Source organism: Azospirillum melinis (genome assembly GCF_013340935.1).
Taxonomy (GTDB): domain Bacteria; phylum Pseudomonadota; class Alphaproteobacteria; order Azospirillales; family Azospirillaceae; genus Azospirillum; species Azospirillum melinis.
Map to the genome: position 1 here is coordinate 33,093 of NZ_WHOS01000017.1, position 20,646 is coordinate 53,738.

The 20,646-nt window shown below is 66.9% G+C and carries 20 protein-coding genes and 2 tRNA genes; 13 read left to right on the forward strand and 9 right to left on the reverse strand.

Features of this window, described 5'->3' with window-relative positions:
* Positions 1 to 225 precede the first annotated feature (225 nt).
* Together GBZ48_RS14885 and GBZ48_RS14890 are read left to right on the forward strand one after the other, a co-directional pair.
* Complete coding sequence (locus tag GBZ48_RS14885; protein WP_174471749.1) at positions 226 to 729, forward strand: hypothetical protein; 504 nt, start codon at positions 226 to 228, stop codon at positions 727 to 729.
* Between the two features lie 355 nt (positions 730 to 1,084).
* On the forward strand, positions 1,085 to 2,719 hold the full coding sequence (locus GBZ48_RS14890; protein WP_174471750.1) for an AMP-binding protein: 1,635 nt from the start codon (positions 1,085 to 1,087) through the stop codon (positions 2,717 to 2,719).
* Positions 2,720 to 2,725: 6 nt separating this feature from the next.
* On the opposite strand, the gene GBZ48_RS14895 is transcribed toward GBZ48_RS14890, so the two are convergent.
* Together GBZ48_RS14895 and GBZ48_RS14900 are read right to left on the reverse strand one after the other, a co-directional pair.
* On the reverse strand, positions 2,726 to 3,589 hold the full coding sequence (locus tag GBZ48_RS14895) for a ChbG/HpnK family deacetylase (RefSeq protein ID WP_174471751.1): 864 nt from the start codon (positions 3,587 to 3,589) through the stop codon (positions 2,726 to 2,728).
* A 121-nt stretch (positions 3,590 to 3,710) separates the two neighbouring features.
* Positions 3,711 to 4,661, reverse strand: a complete 951-nt coding sequence (locus GBZ48_RS14900) for a DMT family transporter (protein WP_246307196.1) — start codon at positions 4,659 to 4,661, stop codon at positions 3,711 to 3,713.
* A 399-nt stretch (positions 4,662 to 5,060) separates the two neighbouring features.
* Between GBZ48_RS14900 and GBZ48_RS14905 the strand changes: the two genes are divergently transcribed.
* The 7 genes from GBZ48_RS14905 (at position 5,061) to GBZ48_RS14935 (ending at position 12,021) form a co-directional block, all read left to right on the forward strand.
* Entirely contained in the window at positions 5,061 to 6,659 is a 1,599-nt protein-coding gene (locus tag GBZ48_RS14905) for an ABC transporter substrate-binding protein (protein WP_174471753.1), read from the forward strand.
* Between the two features lie 239 nt (positions 6,660 to 6,898).
* Positions 6,899 to 7,909 carry an ABC transporter permease subunit gene (locus GBZ48_RS14910; RefSeq protein ID WP_174471754.1) on the forward strand — a complete coding sequence of 337 codons (1,011 nt, stop codon included), beginning with the start codon at positions 6,899 to 6,901 and terminating at the stop codon, positions 7,907 to 7,909.
* 9 nt (positions 7,910 to 7,918) lie between these two features.
* Positions 7,919 to 8,830: an ABC transporter permease subunit gene (locus tag GBZ48_RS14915; protein WP_174471755.1), complete on the forward strand. Its 912-nt coding sequence runs from the start codon at positions 7,919 to 7,921 to the stop codon at positions 8,828 to 8,830.
* A 4-nt stretch (positions 8,831 to 8,834) separates the two neighbouring features.
* Complete coding sequence (locus GBZ48_RS14920) at positions 8,835 to 9,824, forward strand: ABC transporter ATP-binding protein (RefSeq protein ID WP_174471756.1); 990 nt, start codon at positions 8,835 to 8,837, stop codon at positions 9,822 to 9,824.
* On the forward strand, positions 9,824 to 10,837 hold the full coding sequence (locus GBZ48_RS14925; protein WP_174471757.1) for a peptide ABC transporter ATP-binding protein: 1,014 nt from the start codon (positions 9,824 to 9,826) through the stop codon (positions 10,835 to 10,837). The genes GBZ48_RS14920 and GBZ48_RS14925 overlap by 1 nt, the downstream gene beginning before the upstream one ends.
* A gap of 105 nt (positions 10,838 to 10,942) precedes the next feature.
* Positions 10,943 to 11,431, forward strand: coding sequence for a YajQ family cyclic di-GMP-binding protein (locus GBZ48_RS14930; protein WP_174471758.1), 489 nt, complete (start codon positions 10,943 to 10,945; stop codon positions 11,429 to 11,431).
* A gap of 182 nt (positions 11,432 to 11,613) precedes the next feature.
* Positions 11,614 to 12,021: a hypothetical protein gene (locus GBZ48_RS14935; RefSeq protein ID WP_109050121.1), complete on the forward strand. Its 408-nt coding sequence runs from the start codon at positions 11,614 to 11,616 to the stop codon at positions 12,019 to 12,021.
* A 54-nt stretch (positions 12,022 to 12,075) separates the two neighbouring features.
* Here GBZ48_RS14935 and GBZ48_RS14940 read toward each other — a convergent pair whose 3' ends face one another.
* Complete coding sequence (locus GBZ48_RS14940; protein ID WP_174471759.1) at positions 12,076 to 12,291, reverse strand: hypothetical protein; 216 nt, start codon at positions 12,289 to 12,291, stop codon at positions 12,076 to 12,078.
* Positions 12,292 to 12,677: 386 nt separating this feature from the next.
* Here GBZ48_RS14940 and oxlT point away from each other — a divergent pair, with 386 nt between their 5' ends.
* A complete protein-coding gene (gene oxlT, locus GBZ48_RS14945; RefSeq protein ID WP_174471760.1) occupies positions 12,678 to 13,973 on the forward strand; it encodes an oxalate/formate MFS antiporter in 1,296 nt (431 codons plus the stop codon).
* Between the two features lie 13 nt (positions 13,974 to 13,986).
* Here oxlT and GBZ48_RS14950 read toward each other — a convergent pair whose 3' ends face one another.
* The 3 genes from GBZ48_RS14950 to GBZ48_RS14960 form a co-directional block, all read right to left on the reverse strand.
* Positions 13,987 to 14,889, reverse strand: a complete 903-nt coding sequence (locus GBZ48_RS14950) for a S49 family peptidase (RefSeq protein WP_174471761.1) — start codon at positions 14,887 to 14,889, stop codon at positions 13,987 to 13,989.
* A gap of 61 nt (positions 14,890 to 14,950) precedes the next feature.
* Positions 14,951 to 15,718 (reverse strand): tRNA1(Val) (adenine(37)-N6)-methyltransferase, encoded by a 768-nt coding sequence (locus GBZ48_RS14955; RefSeq protein ID WP_174471762.1) that lies wholly within the window; start codon positions 15,716 to 15,718, stop codon positions 14,951 to 14,953.
* A gap of 11 nt (positions 15,719 to 15,729) precedes the next feature.
* On the reverse strand, positions 15,730 to 15,936 hold the full coding sequence (locus GBZ48_RS14960) for a putative signal transducing protein (RefSeq protein WP_109449728.1): 207 nt from the start codon (positions 15,934 to 15,936) through the stop codon (positions 15,730 to 15,732).
* A 117-nt stretch (positions 15,937 to 16,053) separates the two neighbouring features.
* Between GBZ48_RS14960 and GBZ48_RS14965 the strand changes: the two genes are divergently transcribed.
* The 3 genes from GBZ48_RS14965 (at position 16,054) to GBZ48_RS14975 (ending at position 17,604) form a co-directional block, all read left to right on the forward strand.
* Entirely contained in the window at positions 16,054 to 17,070 is a 1,017-nt protein-coding gene (locus GBZ48_RS14965) for a polyprenyl synthetase family protein (protein WP_174471763.1), read from the forward strand.
* A 146-nt stretch (positions 17,071 to 17,216) separates the two neighbouring features.
* Positions 17,217 to 17,293, forward strand: a tRNA-Pro gene (locus GBZ48_RS14970).
* A 234-nt stretch (positions 17,294 to 17,527) separates the two neighbouring features.
* A tRNA-Pro gene (locus tag GBZ48_RS14975) sits at positions 17,528 to 17,604 on the forward strand.
* Positions 17,605 to 17,677: 73 nt separating this feature from the next.
* On the opposite strand, the gene GBZ48_RS14980 is transcribed toward GBZ48_RS14975, so the two are convergent.
* The 3 genes from GBZ48_RS14980 to GBZ48_RS14990 form a co-directional block, all read right to left on the reverse strand.
* A complete protein-coding gene (locus GBZ48_RS14980; RefSeq protein ID WP_174471764.1) occupies positions 17,678 to 18,094 on the reverse strand; it encodes a carboxymuconolactone decarboxylase family protein in 417 nt (138 codons plus the stop codon).
* 171 nt (positions 18,095 to 18,265) lie between these two features.
* Positions 18,266 to 18,976 (reverse strand): metallophosphoesterase family protein, encoded by a 711-nt coding sequence (locus GBZ48_RS14985; protein WP_425485995.1) that lies wholly within the window; start codon positions 18,974 to 18,976, stop codon positions 18,266 to 18,268.
* A 176-nt stretch (positions 18,977 to 19,152) separates the two neighbouring features.
* Complete coding sequence (locus tag GBZ48_RS14990) at positions 19,153 to 20,607, reverse strand: tetratricopeptide repeat protein (RefSeq protein WP_174471766.1); 1,455 nt, start codon at positions 20,605 to 20,607, stop codon at positions 19,153 to 19,155.
* Positions 20,608 to 20,646 lie beyond the last annotated feature (39 nt).

Sequence of the window (20,646 nt, forward strand, 5' to 3'; positions counted from 1 at the left end):
GCCATGTCGCCGTTTCGCTTCCGTCAATCAGGGACTTTCACAAGCCGGCACTTGCAACGCGTTTAATCCAACGTTAAGGACATCGGCACACGGTTGGGGCATGGCGTCTTTGGGCGCATCCTGCCGTTTCAAGGCCGGCGGACCTGTGCCGGCCGGGGTATCGCGTGGGCTGCCGCATCGGGTCCGGGTTTGTGCATGGAAGACCAAGAGTTGGATCGGTCCCTGATGGATGGCATTCCGCCGGATGAGCTGGCCGACTTCGCCCGGTGGCGGGAGCGCGTGCGCGGCACGAACATTTCCGAGAAGACGCTGCTGGCGACCGACTATCTCAATCACTTCAACGAAATCGTGATGCTGATCGAGATGATCCCGGACATGCCGGACATGCTGGAGGAATGCCGGATCTGGCAGCCCAAGAGCTATGCCGAGCATTTCCGCGACAGCGGCTTTTCCGACAAGGACCTGGCGATCGAGGCTTATGGCCATGTGCCGTCCAAGTTCCTCCGTCCTTTCGAGGATACCATCGCCCAGGCCCATCAGGTGATCGCCCACACGCTGGAGCGGATCGGCACCGACATCGACAGCGGCGATCCCGACAAGCTGCGGATGGACTGCCAAACCTCCGTCGCGATGATCCACCGCATCATCCAGATCGCCAACGGCATCATCCACGGCACCGCCCACGTGATGGAGCAGGGCGAGATCGATCTTTACCTGCAGAACGGCTGACGATCGGTACGCCGACCCGTACTTTCGTTCCAAATCATGCGTCTTACCAACGAAAAACCGGCCTTTTCAGTCACTTGTCCCGGCACGAATGGCGATTGATGGTGCACCCACCATTCGTTCGTTGCATGGCTCACTTGCTCCCCCTGGCACTATAGTCGGATCATAAAAGATAAGACGGAGGCGTGTTCATGCGTCCTCTGCGGGGGGAGATGGAGCATTGCCCATGAAGGGATGCGCATTCGCGCCGGCCGATGGTATGGCCGTGTCTGAACCGCGCGTGTGGCGGCCGGGTCCGCCCACCGATCACGCCGGCCCCGTTCTTCCCGTCCTGCAACGGGGGGAGACGACGCAGCGCATGACGCCATCCGGACATCTCGACAGCTTCACCCGTGACCGGCTGCCGACGCCGTCGCAGCGCCCCGATCTGATTCTCGACCGTCCCGAACTCCAGTATCCGCAACGCCTCAACGCCGTATCCGCCTTGATCGACGGCTGGCGCGAGCGCGGCTGGGATGGGCGCCCCTGCCTGATCGGCGGCGATGGCGACGTCTGGAGCTATGGCCGGATGCGCGACACCGTCGACCGCATCGCCCGCGTCCTGACCGAGGATTACGGGCTGGTCACCGGCAACCGCGTCCTGCTGCGCGGCCCCAACACGCCGATGCTGGCCGCCTGCTGGCTGGCGGTGATCAAGGCCGGCGGGGTGCTGGTGCCGACCATGCCGCTGCTGCGCGCGCCCGAGCTGGCCGACGTGCTGAAGCGCGCCTCCATCGACATGGCGCTGTGCGACACGCATTTCCTCGACGATCTGGAAGAGGCGGCTCTGCCGTCGCTGCGCATCGTCGGCTTCCGCGACGGCGAGCTGGAACACCGCATCGCCACCAAGCCGCCGGGCTTCGAGGCCGCCGACACGGCGCAGGACGATGTCGCGCTGATCGCCTTCACCTCCGGCACCACCGGCACGCCGAAGGCTGCCGCCCATCTGCACCGCCATCTGCTGGCGATCTCCGACCTGTCGCCGCGCTCCGTGCTGGGGACGACGGCCGAGGATGTCTTCTGCGGCTCGCCGACGCTGGCCTTCGCCTACGGGCTGGGCGGGCTGCTGCTGTTCCCGCTGCGGATCGGCGCCTCGGTGATCCTGCTGGAGCGCGGGACCGCCGACCGGCTGATCGAGGCCGCCACCCGCCACAAGGCGACGGTGATGTTCACCGTGCCGACCGTCTATCGCGGCATGATCGGCCGCATGGCCGCCGACCCGGCGCTGGCGAAGGGGCTGTCCGGCCTGCGCCTGTGCATCTCCGCCGGAGAGCCGCTGCCGCAGCAGACCTTCGAAGGCTGGCGCGACGCCACCGGCCTGGAAATCCTCGACAGCCTGGGCACCACCGAGCTGCTGAACGCCGTGCTGCATGCCGTTCCCGGCAATGTGCGGCCGGGCTCCACCGGCAAGCCGGTGCCGGGCTATGAGGCGATGGTGGTGGACGACCAGTTCCGCCGGCTTCCCCCCGGTCAGGTCGGCCGGCTGGCGGTGCGCGGTGCGACCGGCTGTCTCTATCTCGACGATCCGCGCCAGGAAAGCTATGTCCAGCAGGGCTGGAACCTGACCGGCGATGCCTTCCACGTCGATGAGGACGGCTTCTTCTGGTACCACGCCCGCACCGACGACCTGATCGTCTCGGCCGGCTACAAGATCTCTGGGCTGGAGGTCGAGAACATCCTGCTGAGCCACGATGCGGTGCAGGAGTGCGCGGTGATCGCCGCCCCCGACCCGGTGCGCGGCACCATTCCCAAGGCCTTCGTCGTCCTGCGCGACGATGTCCGCCCCGACGAGCGTCTGGCGGAGGAACTGCAAAGCTTCGTCAAGGAGCACATCGCGCCCTACAAATACCCCCGCGCGGTGGAGTTCCTCGACGCCCTGCCGCGGACGGAAACCGGCAAGGTCCAGCGCTTCAAGCTGCGCCGCCGCGCCTGGCAGCCGGACGAGGCGGAATAACCGCCCCTACCGGGGAAAGCCGGCGAAGCGGGTCAGTCGGATGTTGCGCTTCTCCAGCAGGGCGGCGAACTCCGGCCCGCGCAGATAGTCGTATTCGGCACGCCGCGGCTCGACCAGTGTGTCGACGCGGCGCAATTCCTCATCGGGCAGGCCGGGGTGAACCATCACCAGGGTCCGGCCGCCGATCCCGTCCAGGAAACGGGACATCAGCTCGGCGAAGGGCCGGCTGCCGGCGAAGTCGTAGACGCCGGCGAAGCGGTCGTTGGCCGGGATGCCGCAGTCCCGCACCGTCCGTCTCAGCCCGCCGCCCAACCCGCCGATCAGCAGCGTCTTCGGCACCGCCACGCCCCGGCGCAGCACCGCCGCCACCGGCTCGCCGCACAGGCGGACATAAGCGCCGGGCAGGGAAGCCAGCGCCTCCGCCACCGCATCGCGGACGACCGGCAACTGATGGATGTGCTGGTGGCCGTCGATATAGTCGGGCGGCCCACCCCAGGCATCGGCGAAAGCGGCGATCTGGCGCGACAGTTCGTCACGGATTTCCGCCCGTGCCGCCGGCCTGTTCAGCCTCCCGCGATAGGCCCAGCCCATCAGCCGCCCCAGCGGCGGCAGTCGTCCGTCCGGCGCCAGCGTCGGCATCGGCCCCAGCGGCGGCTGGTCGGTCAGGGTGAAATGAAGCCCGACGTCGGCCTTGTCCTTCAACGCGCGCAACGCATCCGCCCCGCTGCGCCAGTGTGGGCAGAGGCTCATGACCGAGGTGGCGGTCAGCCGGCCCTGGGCGATCAGGTCGCGGATGGCGGCGTTGACGCCGGGCGCCAGCCCGTAATCGTCGGCGCAGAGCAGCAAGGGGGTGGGGGCGGTATCGGTCATGGCCGGACGGATGCGGGTGGCGAAGGTCCGGCCAAGATGGGAGGGCGGCCCTTGCCGATCAAGCGATACCGGTTGCCGATACCGGCAAGCGTTCCGGAGCCGGCGATGCTGCTCAAGCCGCTCAGGCCGCTTTGCCCGCCGGCTCCGCCGCCGGCCTGCGGGCTTGCAGGGTGGCGAGCATCACGCCGGGCAGCACCAGAAGCACGCCCATCAGATGGAAGCTCTGCAACGGCTCGGACAGCATTGCCCAGGAGGCCAGCGCCGCCCACAGCGGCGACACGTACAGCGAGGTCGAGGCGCGGGCCGCGCCCATCATCACGATGGTCTTCTGATAGGCGAGCAGCGCCAGCACCGAGGCGAACAGCGCCACGGCGACGATCGACAGGACGGTGGAGACGGAGATGGGGACCGGCCGCACCGCCACCGTCTCCCACGCATAGAAGGGCGCCAGCACCAGCACGCCGGCCAGCGCATTGGCGGCGAAAGCGGTGACCACCGGCAGGGGTGTGCCCGATTGCCGCAGCAGGATGGTGTAGACCGACCAGGACACCGCCCCGGCCAGCACCAGCAGGTCGCCGCCATTGAAGGACAGGTGCCGCAAAGCCTCCAGATCGCCGCGGGTCAGGATCACCAGCACGCCGGCCATCGCCAGCAGGATGCCAAGGATCTGCCGCGGCCGGATGGCGTCGCCCAGCCAGACCGCGGCCAGCGCCAGGATCATCGCCGGGCTGGTCGCATAGATCAGGCTGGCGTTGGTGGCGCTGGTCCGCTCCAGCCCGTAATAGACGATGGCGCCTGAAATCCCCTGGCCCAGCACGCCCAGCAGCAGGTAACGCCGCCATTGCGCCTTCAACTGGCCGCGGTGGGCCAGCAGGCCCGGCAGGGCGAAGGGCAGCACGATCAGGAAGGCGATCAGCCAGCGCCAGAAGGCCAGCCCGACCGGCGGCACCACATGCGCCGCCGCCCGCCCGACCACGGGGTTGGAGGCCAGCAGCGCGGACCCGACGATGTAGAGGCTGTAGGCGGCCAGCGGTCCAGACCGCAGGAAGGACGGCAGAAGCGGAAAGGGCATGCCGGACCGGTATCCGAAAAATGGTTTCATAACAGGTGCAACCCAGCCTAGCATGGGGTTCGCCGCCGGACTTCACGGCGGGTGCGCATGGCAGCCGACCGCCTCCATCGGCTGCGCGCATTTCCCTGGCGATACACCCGGTAAGCCTGATTCGCCGGGGTAGGAAGCTGCCGGTTCGGTCAACCGGATGGTTGGCTTTGCAACTGTTTCGTTTTCGGGGGCGAAAATGTATCCATACGGACGTATTGGCGCCACGAATTGTGCTCTGCGCCACGGTATAGCCACGTATGCATGTAGGCGTTGACAGGCGCCTTGGGCACGCGCCAAATGGCGACGCTATTTCCATAGGCGTTCTGGCAAATTTCCATACGCTCCAATCGGAATCGGGAGGCAAGACGAATGAAGCGCATCCTGCTGGGTGCCGGGCTTGGTATGGCCGCGGCGCTGGCGCTGTCGGCGCCGGCCCAGGCGGCGAAGACCCTTGTTTATTGCTCCGAGGGAAGCCCCGAAAACTTCAACCCCATGTTGAACACGACCGGCACCAGCTTCGACGTTGCCCTTCCGGTCTACAACAACCTCGTCCAGTTCGAGCATGGCGGCACCAAGGTCGTTCCCGGCCTGGCCGAATCCTGGACCATCTCCGACGACGGGCTGGTCTACACCTTCAAGCTGCGTGCCGGTGCCAAGTGGCACAACGTCGGCGATTTCAAGCCGACCCGCGACGCCAACGCCGACGACGTGATCTTCTCGTTCGAGCGCCAGTGGAAGCCGGATCATCCCTTCCACAAGATCTCCGGCGGCGCCTACGATTACTTCAACGACATGGCGATGCCCAAGCTGTTGAAGTCGATCGAGAAGGTTGACGACCTGACGGTCAAGTTCACGCTGAACGCGGTCGAGGCGCCGTTCCTGGCCAACCTCGCCATGCCGTTCGCCCCGATCATGTCGGCCGAATACGGTGCGATGCTGCTGAAGAAGGGCACGCCGGAGAAGCTGGACCAGGTTCCGGTCGGCACCGGTCCCTTCCAGTTCGTCGCCTACCAGAAGGACGCCGTCATCCGGTACAAGGCGTTCGAGCAGTATTGGGGCGGCAAGCAGCCGCTCGACAACCTCGTCTTCGCGATCACGCCCGATGCGGCGGTTCGTCTGGCCAAGCTGAAGGCCAACGAATGCCAGATCATGCCGTATCCGAATCCGGCCGACATCGACGGCATGAAGAAGGACACCTCCATCGTCGTCCAGGAGCAGGAAGGCCTGAACGTCGGTTACGTCTCCTTCAACGTGACGAAGAAGCCGTTCGACGACGTGCGCGTCCGCCGCGCTGTCAGCATGGCGCTCGACAAGAAGGCGACCGTCGCCGCGGTCTATCAGGCCGCCGGCGTCCCGGCCAAGAACCCGATTCCGCCGACCATGTGGTCGTACAACGACGCCATCGAGGATTATCCCTACGACGTCGAGCGCGCCAAGAAGCTGCTCGCCGACGCGGGTTATCCCAACGGCTTCGAAACCGACCTGTGGGCGATGCCGGTGCAGCGCCCGTACAACCCCAACGCCAAGCGCGTCGCCGAGATGATGCAGGCCGATCTGGCCAAGGTCGGCATCAAGGCGAAGATCGTGCAGTACGAGTGGGGTGAGTACCGCAAGCGGATGCAGCAGGGCGAGCACCAGATGGGCATGCTCGGCTGGACCGGCGACAACGGCGATCCGGACAACTTCCTCTATACCCTGCTGGGTTGCGAGGCTGCGCGTCCGGGCGGCAACAACCTGTCGAAGTGGTGCAACAAGGAGTTCGACGACCTCGTCGTCCAGGCCAAGCGCACCACCGACATCGCCGCGCGCACCAAGCTGTACGAGCAGGCGCAGGTCATCTTCAAGGAAGAGGCCCCGTGGTACACCATCGCCCATTCGGTGGTTTACATGGGCCTCGCCAAGAACGTCGTCGGCTACAAGATGGACCCGTTCGGCGTCCATCGCTTCGAAGGCGTCGACCTGAAGTGATGCGCGGCGCGCCCCTGCAAAAAGGGGGTGCGGCGCCGGGTGTACCGGGTTGGAGGCGTGGGGTTCCGCGCCTCCAACCCTTTGAACAGAGTGGCATTCCCAACCCTGCGCAAGCGGGGGAGGGCCGGAGTGGGGGCAGGTGCCCCTGATGGAACGGGGTGTCGGCCCGAGCGGTTTTTCTGCCGGGCCAGCGCTCCGTTCCAGTTTTCACCGTAGTTTTAAAAAACGAGTACCCGTCGATGCTTCGCTTCATCCTGACGCGGGTAAGCTTGGTGATTCCGACTTTTCTCGGCATCACCTTTCTGACCTTCATCCTGATCCGGCTGGTTCCCGGCGACCCCATCGAGGTGCGCGTCGGCGAACGGGGTATCGCGCCCGAACGGCTGGCCGCCCTTCGCCATGAACTGGGTCTCGACCAATCGCTCTGGCAACAGTTCCTCGATTATGTCGGCAACGTGCTGTCGGGCGATTTCGGCCTGTCGCTGGTCACCCACAATTCGGTGCTGAGCGAATTCATCACCCTGTTCCCGGCGACGCTCGAACTGGCGCTGTGCGCCATGCTGTTCGCGACGCTTGTGGGCTTGCCGGCCGGCATCCTGGCGGCGGTCAAGCGCGGGTCGCTGTTCGACCATGGCGTGATGGGGGCCAGCCTGACCGGCTATTCCATGCCGATCTTCTGGTGGGGCCTGCTGCTGATCCTGTTCTTCTCGGTCGCACTAGGCTGGACCCCGGTCTCGGGGCGCCTGGATCTGGTCTATTACGTGGAGCCGGTGACCGGCTTCATGCTGATCGACACGCTGATGGCCGGCGATTACGAGGCGTTCCGTTCGGCTTTGTCGCATCTGATCCTGCCGACCATCGTGCTGGGCACCGTGCCGCTGGCCGTGGTGGCGCGCATGACGCGCTCGGCCATGCTGGAGGTATTGGGCGAGGATTACATCCGCACCGCCCGCGCCAAGGGTCTGGCCGATGGCCGGGTCATCGGCATGCATGCGCTGCGCAACGCGCTGATCCCGGTGGTGACCGTCATCGGTTTGCAGGTCGGCACGCTGCTGGGCGGCGCGATTCTGACCGAGACCATCTTCTCCTGGCCGGGCGTCGGCAAATGGCTGATCGAATCGATCAACCGCCGCGACTATCCGGCCCTGCAGGGCGGCGTCCTGCTGATCGCCACCTCGGTGATCCTGGTCAATCTGCTGGTGGACGTGCTGTACGGCGTCCTCAACCCCCGCATCCGTCACGCGCGGTGAGGCCAATCCATGTCCGCTGAAATCTCGACCAACGCAGAACCCGCAGTCAAAGTGTCGCGCCCGCCGCACCCGCTGACTGAGTTCTGGTATCACTTCAAGCAGAACAAGGGCGCGCTCGGCGGTCTGGTGGTGATCGCGCTGATCGCGCTGATCGCCGTCTTCGCCGGCGTCATCGCCCCGCACAATCCCGACATCCAGTACCGCGACGCCATCCTGACCCCGCCGGTCTGGCAGGAGGGCGGAAGCTGGAGCTACATCCTGGGCACCGACGACATCGGCCGCGACATGCTGTCCCGCCTGATGTACGGCGCGCGGCTGTCGATGATGATCGGCCTGATCGTCGTCACCCTGTCGCTGGCCGTCGGGCTGGGGCTGGGGCTGGTCGCCGGCTTCTTCGGCGGCATGGCCGACGTGCTGATCATGCGCGCCATGGACATCCTGCTGGCGCTGCCGTCGCTGCTGCTGGCCGTGGTGGTGGCCGCCATCCTCGGGCCGGGGCTGGTGAACGCCATGCTGGCGGTGTCGGTGGTGGTGATCCCGCACTATGCCCGCCTGACCCGCGCCGCCGTGCTGGCCGAGGTGAACAAGGACTATGTCGTCGCCTCGCGCGTTGCCGGGGCCGGGCCGCTGCGCCTGATGCTGATCGTGGTTCTGCCCAACTGCGTCGCCCCGCTGATCGTGCAGGCGACGCTGGGCTTCTCCACCGCCATCCTCGACGCCGCGGCGCTGGGCTTCCTCGGTCTCGGCGCGCAGCCGCCGACGCCGGAATGGGGCACCATGCTGGCCTCCTCGCTCCAGTTCCTCCAGCGCGCCCCCTGGGTCGTGACCTGGCCCGGCATCGCCATCCTGGTGACGGTGCTGGCCTTCAATCTGTTGGGCGACGGTCTTCGCGACGCGCTCGACCCCAAGCTGAAGCGTTGACCTCATGCCTCTTCTCGACATCAAGAACCTGTCGGTCGAGTTCACCACCCGCGCCGGCACCTTCCGCGCGGTGGATGGCATCGACCTGACCGTGGACGAAGGCGAGGTCGTCGGCATCGTCGGCGAATCCGGCTCCGGCAAGTCCGTCACCTCGCTGGCGGTGATGGGGCTTCTCGGCTCCAACGGCCGCGTCGTCGCCGACCGGATGATGTTCGGCGGCCGGGATCTGCTGACCATGCCCGCCGCCCAGCGCCGGAAGATCACCGGCAAGGACGTCGCCATGGTCTTCCAGGAGCCGATGACCAGCCTGAACCCCTGCTTCACCGTCGGTTTCCAGATCATGGAGACCCTGCGCGTGCATGAGGGGCTGTCCGGCAAGGCGTTGCGCAACCGCGCCATCGCGCTGCTGGAGCAGGTCGGCATCCCCGCGCCGGAAACCCGCCTGTCGGCCTTCCCGCACCAGCTGTCGGGCGGCATGAACCAGCGCGTGATGATCGCCATCGCCATCGCCTGCAACCCGCGCCTGCTGGTGGCGGACGAGCCGACGACGGCGCTGGACGTCACCATCCAGAAGCAGATCCTCGACCTGCTGGTCCAGTTGCAGCGCGAGCGCGGCATGGCGCTGATCCTGATCACCCACGACATGGGCGTGGTGGCGGAGACGGCCCAGCGCGTCGTCGTCATGTATGCCGGGCAGGTGGCGGAGACGCGCCCGGTCCAGTCCCTGTTCGAACGGCCGCGCCACCCCTACACCGGCGCCCTGCTTGACGCCCTGCCGGAGCGGGCCCTGGGCAAGCGCCGGCTGCCGACGATTCCCGGCATGGTGCCGGGCATCGCCGACCGGCCGGCCGGCTGCCTGTTCAGCCCGCGCTGCCGCTTCGCCGACGCGCGCTGCCGTGCCGAGCGCCCGGCGCTGTTCGATGTGGACGACGGGCGCGCGCGCTGTTTCTACCCGCTGCCGGACGGCCATCTGGCCGCCGGGGAGGCGCTGTGATGACCATCCAGACCGAACCCCATATCTTCGAGGCCTCGGCCGGCAATTCGGTCGTGCTGGAAGCCCGCGACCTTCGCAAGCACTATGCGGTCAAGCGCGGCGCCTTCAAGCCGATGGCGACGGTGAAGGCGCTGGACGGCGTGTCCTTCCGCCTCCAGGCCGGCAAGACGCTGGCGGTGGTCGGCGAGTCGGGCTGCGGCAAGTCGACGCTGGCCCGCTCCGTCACCATGATCGAGCCGCCCAGCTCGGGCGAACTGCTCTATGACGGCCGCGAGGTCGTCGGGCGCAGTGCCGCGGAGATGAAGGAGCTGCGCCGCACGGTGCAGATGGTCTTCCAGAATCCCTACGGCTCGCTGAACCCGCGCAAGACGGTCGGCTCCATCCTGACCGAGCCGCTGGTCATCAACACCGCCATGGACAAGCACGAGCGGCGCGACCGCGCGGTCGCCATGATGGGGAAGGTGGGCCTGCGCCCCGATCAGGTGGACCGCTATCCGCACATGTTCTCCGGCGGCCAGCGCCAGCGCATCGCCATCGCCCGCGCCCTGATGCTCAATCCGCGCGTCGTCGTCGCGGACGAGCCGGTGTCGGCGCTCGACGTGTCGATCCAGGCGCAGGTGCTGAATCTGATGATGGATTTGCAGGAAGAGCTGAACCTCGCCTACCTGTTCATCTCCCACGATCTCAGCGTGGTGCGCCACATCGCCGATTCGCTGATGGTGATGTATCTGGGCAAGCCGGTGGAGCATGGCGCCAAGGACGTGGTGTTCAGCCGTCCGCGGCACCCCTACACCCGCATCCTGCTGGCGGCGACGCCGCGGGTGAACCCGGATCTCCGCCTCGACCGTGTGGTGCCGAAGGGCGAGCTGCCGTCGCCGCTGAACCCGCCGCCCGGTTGCTCCTTCCACAAGCGTTGCCCCTTCGCCACCGAGCGCTGCTCCGCGGAGGTTCCGCCGCTGCGCACCGTCGATGAGCGGCTGGTGGCCTGTCACTACGCCGAACAGATGGACTGACCGGAACGGCGACGGTTCGGGAAGGCGGCTGTTGAGTGCGGCGGCCGTCTTCTTTACGGTTGGCCCGATTCGTTTTTCAGCAGTCCTATCAGGGAGAGTGCCGCCATGCCGTCGTTCGACATCGTGTCCGAGACGGACGTCCACGAGATCGACAACGCCCTCGCCGGTGTCCGCCGCGAGATCGAAACCCGGTTCGACTTCAAGGGCTCCCAATGCACGGTGGAGCGGACCGAGAACGAGATCGTTCTGCTGGCCGACGACGCGCCGAAGCTGGCTCAGATGCAGGAACTGCTGCGCGTCTATGTGACCCGCCGCAAGCTCGACGCCGCGGCGCTGGACTTCACCGCACAGCCGCAGCGCGCCGCGGGCGATGCCCTGCGCCACACCGTGACGATCAAGCAGGGAATCGCGCAGGATCTGGCGAAGACCATCGTCAAAGGGATCAAGGACAGCAAGATGAAGGTCCAGGTCTCGATCCAGGGTGACGAACTGCGGGTGACGGGCAAGAAGCGCGACGACCTGCAGGACGCCATCGCCCTGGTCAAGCGGATGGGCATCGAGCAGCCGTTGCAGTACCAGAACTTCCGCGACTGATCTCAAGCCGGCCCGGCAACGCTTGCCGGGCCGCTGGGAATCTTCTGCCGGGCGGCTGGGAAATTTTTGCCGGTCAAATCGTCGCAGGGGCGGTGCCGGCCCTTGTGAATCGCCGGTTGTGTTGATGGCGTGATTTTTGCGTGTATCTCTGCGGTTCGCCACAAACCGCCGGGGATGGTCCCATGTCGATGATGGCCAACAGCGAGGCCACGCAAGCCATGCGCATCAGGGCGGAAGACGTCCTGGAGCGCAAAGGGACGTCCGCGTCCAGGCAGGCGGGTGCGCTGGCCGGCCAGTTCGCGGCGATGCTGGAAACCCTGAACGGGGTCGGGGAGGGCGACGCCTCCGGTGCCGGCGGCACGGGAGTGGTGCCGAACGCCCAGCCCTCCGTGCGCCTCGGCGTCGGTGCCGTCACCCTGTTCGCGCAGGAGGACGGGCAGGGCGGGGCCGGGATGGACCCTGCATCCCCGGTGCCCGACCCACAGGACCCCGCCACCGCGATGCAGGTGGTGGAAAGCGCCATCCAGACCGGCAACGGGGCCAATTTCCGCTGGCTGACCACCCTGCTGACCCAGAACTCGGCGGCCTGATCTCTGCAGCCTGATCTCCGCGGCCTGATCCGGGCCGCGTTCGGAAGAACCCGCTCAAAACCCCCGGCCGAACTCGGCCCAGGACATCGCGACGTCCGGCGATTCCGGCTTGCGCTTGCCGCCGCCATGGCGGGTGCGGAAACCCGCGAACAGATCCGGCAGGGCGATGTGCGGGAATGCCGCGGGAAAGTCGACTCCCCCAGGGGCGAAGCCGGCGGGGGCCAGAGCGGCGGAACCGGCGAACAGGCGGGTCAGGATGCTGGACATCATACGATTTCCCCTGGCTGCGGCGCGGCTCATCAGCGCCGTTGAACATGGCCGGATCATGCGCCTGCTGCCGCGCCGCAACAAGATATTCTGTATACCAGATACCGTATTTCAAATATGTGTGCGCCGCATGGCTCTGCCTTGACAGTTATGTTCGCAAGACAAGCAATCGGTGCATGCCTGCTGCAGTGAAAAAGCGAGACTTTTCAACGCATTCCACGATGTGGAAAAGAATAACGCATTCGGTATCCGGTATTTGGAATACGGATTGTTGAGGCGCACAGTCATGTCCGAACGGCGCTCGACGCGGTGCGATGCGGGTGGTCCGCCACAGCGGACAGCCGCACCCCGCCGGTCCTGCGCCCCCACGCTCAACGGGACTTTGGGGCATGACCACAGAGACGACCGAAGACCGCGGTCTTCTGCACAACAAATGGTTCCAGCTCAGCGTCGGCCTGCTGTGCATGGCGATGATCGCCAACCTGCAATATGGCTGGACGCTGTTCGTCGATCCCATCGATGCCAAGCATGGCTGGGGACGCGCGGCCATCCAGATCGCCTTTTCCATCTTCGTCTTCACCGAAACCTGGCTGGTCCCGGTCGAGGGCTGGTTCGTCGACCGTTACGGCCCCCAGGTGGTGGTTCTGGTCGGCAGCCTGCTGGTCGGCGGCTCCTGGGTGATCGACAGCCAAGCCACGTCGCTGCCGATGCTTTACACCGCGGCGGTGATCTCCGGCATCGGCGCCGGCTGCGTCTATGGCACCTGCGTCGGCAACGCGCTGAAATGGTTCCCGCAGCAGCGCGGTCTCGCCGCGGGCGTCACCGCCGCCGGCTTCGGCGCCGGTGCGGGCGCCACGGTCATTCCCATCGCCAACATGATCGCCTCCCAAGGCTACGAGCAGGCCTTCCTGGTTTTCGGCATCGGGCAGGGCGTGGTGATCTTCGTGCTGTCCTTCTTCCTGCGCAAGGCGCCGAAGTCGCAGGCGGCGGCGCGAAAGAACGGGCTTGCCCAAACCAAAATCGACCATCCGCCGTCCCGCGTCATCCGCACCCCGGTCTTCTGGCTGCTCTACGTCATGTTCGTGATGGTGGCCTCCGGCGGCCTGATGGCGGCGGCCCAGATCGCCCCGATCGCCCATGACTTCCATGTCGCCGATTCGCCGATCAACATGTTCGGCCTCGTCCTGCCGGCGCTGACGCTGGCGATCTCCATCGACCGCATCCTCGACGGCGCCGGCCGGCCCTTCTTCGGCTGGGTTTCGGACCGCATCGGCCGCGAGAACACCATGTTCATCGCCTTCGGCATCGCCGCACTCGCCATCATCCTGGTGACGCAGCTCGGCCGCAATCCGGTGATGTTCGTGATCTTCACCGCGATGTTCTTCTGCGTCTTCGGCGAGATCTACAGCCTGTTCCCGGCCACCGCCGGCGACACCTTCGGCTCGAAGTTCGCGGCAACCAACGCCGGCATGCTCTACACCGCCAAGGGCACGGCGGCGCTGCTGGTCCCGCTCAGCAGCATCATCGCCAGCCATTTCGGGTGGCACGCCGTGTTCTACATCGCCGCCAGCTTCAATCTGGTCGCCGCGGTGCTGGCATTGTTCGTCCTGAAGCCGCTGCGCGCGGCCTTCATCCAGGCCGACGATTACGGGCTTCAGGCGGCACCGGTCACCGCCGAGCGCTGACGGCGGGTTCTCCTCAACGCCCCAGCCTCGCCCAGGCCGCCCACTCGTCGAGAGAGGTGCGGGCGGCCGCGACCAGGGCATCGGCGAAGGCCTCATGCGCCCCGGCTTCCATGGCCGGGGCGTTGCCGTATCCGGACCCCATCCCGGCGCGCAGCCCCAGCCGCCGCAGCATGCCGCGCTCCTGCTGCACCACGCGCAGCCGGACCTTCTCGCCGAAGCGGCCGCGCATGACCGAGCGGATGTCGCCCAGCCCGTCGATCAGCCCGAGCGCCAGCGCCCTCCGCCCGGCCCAGAAGGCGCCGGAGAACAGCTCCTCCTCCGGTCCGGTCAGCCGGCTGCCGCGCCGCGTGCGCACCATCGCCTTGAACGCCTCGTGCACGTCGGCCTGGAGGGCCTTCAGATGGGCGACCCCGTCCTCCCGCTCCGGCGAGAAGGGGTCGAGCAGCACCTTCTTGTCGCCGGCGGTGTAGAGGCGCCGTTCGATGCCGTGGCGTTCGATCAGCGCATGCAGCCCGAAACCGGACGACACCACGCCGATGGAGCCGACGATGGAGCTTTCGTCGGCCCAGATCTCGTCCGCCGCGCAGGCCAGCCAGTAGCCGCCCGAGGCTGCGGCATCCTCGCAGAAGGCGAAGACCGGCACCTTCTTCTCTTCCGCCAGATCGCGGATCCGCTTGGCGATCAACGCCGACTGCACCGGCGACCCGCCCGGCGAGTTGACGATCAGCGCCACCGCCTTCTGGTCCTTGGGCGCGAAGGCGCGCTCCAGCAGCGGGGCGACGCCGGCCAGTGTCAGGCCGGAGCGGAGCGGACCGCCCTGGCCGATGACCCCGGTCAGGCGGACGACGGACACCAGCGGCCCGGCCTTGCGCCAGGGGCCGAAGGGGAGTTTGGCGAGGAGGGATTTCAGGCTCATGCCGGCAGAGATGGGATTGAAGTCTCCCGATTGAAAGGCTCCGCCCCCGCTAAAAAAACGGCTAGAACGCCAACGCTTCCGCATCGCGCAGCACCCGCTCCGCCTCCGGGCTGTAGCCGCCTTCGGCCTTGTGCACCGTCAGCCCCGCGGTCAGCCGGGCCGGCGCCCTGCCGCCCTTGCGGGCGACCAGCAGCAGCCGCTTGGCCTCCACCCCCGGCTTGGGCCACAGCGGCACCAGGACCAGGCTGCCGAACCGGCCGCGCAGCGCGTGCAGGATGTCCTCGATCCGGTCGGCCCGGTGGACCATGGTCAGAGTGCCGCGCGGCTTCAGCATGCGGCCGGCGAAGCGCACCCAGTCGGCCAGCTGCGCCGCCCCTTCCACATTCGCGGCGGCCTTCCAGCCGTCGGGCGGGATGCTGGCGGCCCCCACCTTCAAATAGGGCGGATTCATCATCACCCGGTCGAAACCGGCGCCGCGGAGCGCATCCGGCGGTGCCAGCAGGTCGCCTTCCACCACCGTCACCCGCTCCGCGACACCGCTGAGCGCGGCATTGCGGCGGGCGAAGGCGCAGGCGTCGGCCCGCTGTTCCAGCCCGACCACCGCCACCCCCGGCACCCGGACGGCGAGGCACAGTGCCGCAGCCCCGGTGCCGGTGCCGACATCCAGAACCCGCTCGCCGTCGCGGGCGGCGGTGACCGCGGCGAGGAAGACCGGATCGATGGCGGCGCGATAGCCGCCCTCGGGCTGGAGCAGCCTGACCCGGCCGTTCAGCAGGAAATCGGCGGGTAAATTCACTGGCGCTTCGATGCTTTGTTCCGAAATCGGCATGATCGGGCGGTTCACGCTTCGCCGGCCTCGCGCAGGATGCGGACGGCCTGTGCGGCGTCGTCCGTATCGACCATCAGCCGGCGGGGAATGGCGCCGATGGACCCCTCGAGGATGCTGGTATAGCTGTCCAGCACGATGGCCTCGATCCCGGCATCGGCAAGCAGGGCGACCAGCCAGGACAGGCGGACGGGATCGGTGGTGCGCAGCAGTTCGGTCATGGTTTCTCGAAAGGACGGGCGTCTCGAAATAACGGCCCCCTGCGGACTTGACCGAAGAGCCTAGGCCGTTATGCTCCCTAGCGCAAATTCTGGCGTCAATCATCTGTGGAGTCGACCTTGGCGGTCGTGACCAACTTCGAGCCGAAACGGCGCAAGTCTACCCCGCTCGACGACCTGACCGCTTTGGTGGCCGAGGACCTCAGCGCCGTCAACCAGATCATCCTCGACCGCATGCAGTCGCAGGTCGAGATGATTCCCCAGCTGGCGGGCTATCTGATCGCCGCCGGCGGCAAGCGCCTGCGTCCGGTGCTGACGCTGGCCGCCGCCAATCTGTGCGGCTACCAGGGCGAGCATCACCGGCTGCTGGCCGCGGTGGTGGAGTTCATCCACAGCGCGACCCTGCTGCACGACGACGTGGTCGACGAGAGCGACCTGCGCCGCGGCATGGCCTCGGCCAACGCGGTGTTCGGCAACAAGGCCAGCGTGCTGGTCGGCGATTTCCTGTTCTCCCGCGCCTTCGAGATGATGGTGGAGGTGCAGTCGCTCGACGTGCTGCGCATCCTGTCCGGCGCGTCCGCCATCATCGCCGAGGGCGAGGTGCTGCAGCTGCGCACCACCAACGACACCGAGACCAGCGAGCAGGCCTATCTCGAAGTCATCAAGGGCAAGACGGCCGAACTGTTCGCCGCCGCCTGCCGTGTCGGCGCCGTCGTCGCCAACCGCCCGCAGGCGGAGGAGATGGCGCTCTACGACTACGGCATGAATCTCGGCATCGCCTTCCAGCTGGTCGACGACGTGCTGGACTACTCGGCCTTGCAGGCGAAGCTGGGCAAGACGGTCGGCGACGATTTCCGCGAGGGCAAGATCACCCTGCCGGTCGTGCTGGCCTTCCGCCGCGGCAACGACGAGGAACGCGCCTTCTGGCGCCGGGTAATGGAAGACCTCGACCAGAAGGACGGCGACCTGGAGCGTGCCCAGGCGCTGATGGCCCGCCACAACGCCCTGAAGGACACGGTGGAGCGTGCGCGCCATTACGGCTCCATCGCCCGTGACAGCCTGGGCCTGTTCGCCGACGGGCCGGTCAAGCAGGCGCTGCTGGAAGTCATTGATTTCGTGATCGATCGCGATTTCTGACAAGGCTGCGGAGAGGGTGGATCGACGGTCCGGATCTTTTTGACGATGACGCATTTTTTGCGTTGCGCCCCCGACCCGGACCGTTTATACACCCCCTCCACCGGCGGACGGCGCACCTCAGGGTGACAGGCCGACGGTGACAGGACCGGAGAGTAGCTCAGCCTGGTAGAGCACTGCTTTCGGGAGGCAGGGGCCGGAGGTTCGAATCCTCTCTCTCCGACCATAAAGACAAGGGCTTCCGGAGAAATCCGGGAGCCCTTCGTCGTTTCAGGGCTGTCGTCCGGCAGGGCGGAACAGCCGGGTAAAATGCCCCTGCAAAACAGCCCTACAAAATGGCATGGCAAAAATGCAGCGGCCGGGCTGTGACTTTGCATTGCGTCGCCGGCCGGAACCGTTTATACACCCGCTCCACCGACGGACGGCGCACTTAAGGGTGACCGGCCAGCGGTGACAGGACCGGAGAGTAGCTCAGCCTGGTAGAGCACTGCTTTCGGGAGGCAGGGGCCGGAGGTTCGAATCCTCTCTCTCCGACCATAAAGACAAAGGCTTCCGGAGTGATCCGGAAGCCTTTCGTCGTTTCAGGGCTGGTGCCGTATTGGCTGCCTCGTCAGGCGGCGCGCTGCTGCTGCGACATCTGGCTCCGCACATGGTCGCAGGCCTGATCGACCTCCCGTGTGAATGTGTCGTAATCCACCTGCATGCCATTCAGGTAGGCGCTCCAGCCCGCGCTGGACTTCGCGTAATGAACGGCGGCCTCGATCTCGTCCTGCGTCGCGCCGAACAGCTTGGCGAGTGCCGTATGGTAGAAGGCGCAGTACCGGCACTTCATGACGGCGGCAATCCCCAGACCGATCAGTTCACGGTATTTCTGGGGGATCGGCCCGTCATCGACCTGCACGGCCTTGAACAGGCGCCATTCGGCTTCGATGGTGGTGTCGGGCAGTTCCTTGAAGAAGGATGGAACCAGCCCGAAGATGTCCGTGATTTCCTGGTATATGGCTTGGCGATCCGCTTGGCGATCCATGTGCCCCTCCCTGAGGTGAGGCGTGGGCGTGCCGCGGGATGCGCGGGCACGCTCGCGTCGAAGCCGGCTATTATGCGCCGTGAAACGCCGGCTGGACGTTTCCATTGGGGCAGATGTGCTTTTTAGCCTTTGCCCCGGCGCCGACTCCCCCAATTCCGGCCAGCCGCCTTCTCACACCGTGCACAGGAACCGCCGCTCCGTCCCTTCCAGCACCAGGGCGGTCAGGCGGTTGGTGGCGTAGGCGCCGGTGTCGATGCCGATGCGGTTGGGCAGCAGTTCCGGCTCCGGCGCGATGGTGTGGCCATGGACGACTATTTTGCCATGGTCGGCGCGCGACGCCAGGAAGGCCTCGCGGATCCACAGCCGGTCCTGGTCCTCCTGCCGGTCGAGCTGGACGCCGGGGCGGACGCCGGCATGGACGAAGTGGTAGTCGCCGATGGTCAGATGGTTGCGCAGGCCCGTCAGGAAGGCGCGGTGATGGGCGGGCAGCAGGCTGTTCAGCATCAACTGGGCCTGTTGCAGATGCTCCACCGGCGCATCGGGGTCGGGGGCCGGGATGCCGTAGCTCTCCAGGGTCGCGTCGCCGCCATAGGTCAGCCAGCCGGGGGCGACGCGCAGGTCGGACAGGAAGCCCAGCATCGTGTCCTCGTGGTTGCCGCGCAGGAACACGGCGCCGAAGGCCGGCGGCAGCCCGCAGGCCAGCCGTTCGATCACCAGCCGCGAATCCGGGCCGCGGTCGACGTAATCGCCGAGGAAGACGAGGTATTTCAGCAGGTTCGGCGCCTGATCGGCATCGCGGGCGATCTGGCCCAGCATCTGGTCGAGCAGGTCGAGCCGGCCATGGATGTCGCCGACCGCATAGACGCGCATGCCGCGCGGCACCGTTGCCGGTCCTGTCCGCCCGGCCGGGGAAACGCCCGACGTGGCATCAGCCCACAGTTTCCGTGCCAAGCTCAACACGCGGCAGTTCTCGATTTTGTCACAATGCACCCACTCAGCTGTGTCCGGACCGCCGGCTCTTCAAGGGGGCGAAGGGGGCTTCTTCTGTTGCACTGCATTCACCCCATTCGAGGCGATGGAGGAGGGGTGGCAAGGTCGCGCGACGACAGCAGCGGCCGGCGCAGCCGTCCGGAGGCGATGTCGGCCCGCAAAGTACCACTGTCGGCGGCACACACGCGGTCCAGTTCCGCCCGGTTGGCCGCGAAGAACGGATTCTGCTCCGACGAGTTCGCCGGCCGCTCATGTTCCAGGTGATAGAGCGGACCGGGCACCCGCTCCACGCTCAGGCCCAGCCGGACGAAGCGTTCGACGATCTCGTCATCCTCGTACCCCCAGGACAGGAAGGCTTCGTTGTAGCCGCCATTGGCTAGCAGCCGCTCCCGGTCGAAAAAGGCGCCGCCGCCGGGAGAGTTGCGGTGGATCAGCGAAAAACGCGGACAGACGACATTCAGCGGGGCAGCCGACAGCGTATAGCCGAAGCGCTGAACCTCCTGCCCCATGATCCGGAAGAACAGCCCATTGTAGGGAAACACCAGCCCGCCGCCCTGCCGCACCCGGTCGCGCGCCAGCACATACTGAATCGGGTCAACCACGATGTCGGTGTCGTGCAGGGCGACGATGGGGGTTTCCGCCGCCTCGACCATGCGGTTGATCAGGTGAGCCTTGTGGGTGAAGGGCGTGTCGTTGCCGCGCAGGTGCAGATGGCGGCAGCGGGCGGTAAGATCGGGGCCGAGCGCGTCGGGCACGTCGCTCGGCCCGTCCCGGTCCTCGCCGATCAGCACGGGTGCGTCGACATGCTTCAGCAGGAAGCCGACGATCCAGCGCAGGTTGCGCTTGCGGTCGTCGCTGTCGGCGCGGAAGGGGATCAGGATGGTGGTGTCGCGAAGGTCGTGCCGCCCGTCCGGCAGCCGCGCCGCCATCGCCGCCTGCCGGGTGCGGAAGGCGGCCTCCTGCACCGCCACCCTCTCCTGCGACTGCTCGTCGGCTGGGTTCAGCGCCAGCGCCATCTCGTAGAAATGCACCGCGGCACCGGGACGGCCCAGATCGGCCGCGATGTCGCCATGCTGGCGCCAGCCGGCGGGGAAATGGGGGTGGCGGCCCAGCAGCATGTCCAGCGCCGCCAGTGCCTCCTCCAGCCGTCCGGCACCTTGCAAGGCTTCGCTCAGATGATATTCGCAGTCGGGAAAATCGGGGCGCAGCGCCAGGGACCGGCGGTAGGTGACGATGGCCTCCTCCGTCCTCAGCGCGCGGTGATGGATGGTGCCGAGGTTGAACAGCGCGTCGGCATCCGGCGCCCGCTCCACCGAGCGGGTCAGCAGGTCCAGCGCGCGGTCCATGTCGCCCCGTCGGCCGGCGATGAAGCCCATCCGGTGCAGCGCCTCGGCGTTGCCGGGATCGGCATCGAGGATGAGGGCGTACAGGTCCCAGCCCTCGGCAAGCCGGCCGGATCTGAGGTGGTCGAGCGCGATGGCGAGCGCTTCGTCGAGGGTGACGGTCCGGCCGCTGGCGGGCATGCGGTTTCAATCCATTGCGAAATGAAGGGCCATTGCGAA